Genomic DNA, 1,406 nt, shown 5'->3' on the forward strand with positions numbered 1-1,406 from the left:
AAATTTAAGGAATTTTAAAATTTCAGAATTTTTGAGATTTTAAATTTTAAAATTTCAAGAATTTTGGGATTTCATAAATTTTGGAATTTCAGGATTTTAAATTTTAAAAATTTTATAAAAAAGGATTGTATTTGAACGGTTTTAAAACTTTACTATCGCGCTTTAAGCCCTATTTTAGGGATTATAAGCCGCAGTTTGCATTGGCGATTTTGGGTATGGTGATGACGAGCGTGGCAACTGCTGCGAGCGCGAAGCTGGTCGAGCCCGTTTTAAATAAAATTTTCGTCGAAAAAAACGAGCCGTATCTCTATACGCTTCCGATCGCGATCATCGTGGTTTTTGCGATGAAAAGCGGCGGCGCGTTTATGCAAAACTACTTCACCGCCTTCATCGGTCAAGACACGGTGCGCCGCTTCCGCGATAGGCTCGTCGCAAGCCTCGTGCGGCTGGACGTGGATTTTTTCAACCGATTCCGCACGGGCGAGCTCATCAGCCGCACGATCAACGACATCGAGCGTATCCGCGTCGTGGTTTCAAACATGATCCCCGATTTTTTCACGCAGATCATTACGATTTTGGGGCTTTTGGGCGTCGTGATCTATCAGAGCCCAAAGCTTTCGTTTTTCGCGCTCGTGGTCTTTCCGTGCGCGATATATCCGCTCTCGCGCCTTGCAAAGCGGATGAAAAAAATTTCGCGCGAGTCTCAAGAGAAAACCTCCGATATCTCCTCGGCGCTCAGTCAAATTTACTCCAACATCGAAATCGTCAAGGCAAGCAACGCCGAGAGCTTTGAAGTGGAGAAATTTAACGCCGAAAACAAGAAATTTTTCGGTCTAAATTTAAAGGCGGTCGTAACGACATGTCTGGTAAGCCCGATCATGGAGATGCTAGGCGCCGTGGGCATCGCCGTGGTGATCATCGTCGGAGGCCAGGAGGTCATCGCGGGTCAAATGAGCATCGGCAGCTTTTTCAGCTTCCTTACGGCGCTTTTTATGGTTTACACCCCGATAAAAAAGGTCTCCTCGTTATACAACAACATGCAAGACGCCATCGCGGCGAGCGAGCGGACGTTTGAGCTCATAGATTTGGAGCCTACGATCGTCGGAGGCGGCAAGCAGATGGGCGAGATAGGCTCGGTGAGCTTTTGCGACGTGTCGCTAAACTACGGCGACAAGGCGGCGCTGAAAGACATAAGCTTTGGCGTCAAAAAGGGCGAAATTTTAGCGCTCGTCGGAAACAGCGGCGGCGGCAAAAGCTCGGTCGTGAACCTGCTGATGCGCTTTTACGACGCAAGTAGCGGTAAAATTTTATTCAACGGCAACGACGAGATCGGCGAGTTTAGTATCCCTAGCCTGCGCGAAAATATCGGCCTGGTAAGCCAGCGCGTCTATATTATCAACGACACG

The 1,406-nt window shown here is 48.0% G+C and carries 1 protein-coding gene; it reads left to right on the forward strand.

Going from position 1 to position 1,406, the window contains the following annotated elements; genetic code table 11:
* Window positions 1–131: 131 nt before the first annotated feature.
* A partial coding sequence (locus Q0256_RS03265) for an ABC transporter ATP-binding protein (RefSeq protein WP_297960008.1) occupies window positions 132–1,406 on the forward strand: 1,275 nt, incomplete at its 3' end.

It is taken from the genome of uncultured Campylobacter sp. (assembly GCF_937949835.1).
In the GTDB taxonomy this organism is placed as follows: domain Bacteria; phylum Campylobacterota; class Campylobacteria; order Campylobacterales; family Campylobacteraceae; genus Campylobacter_B.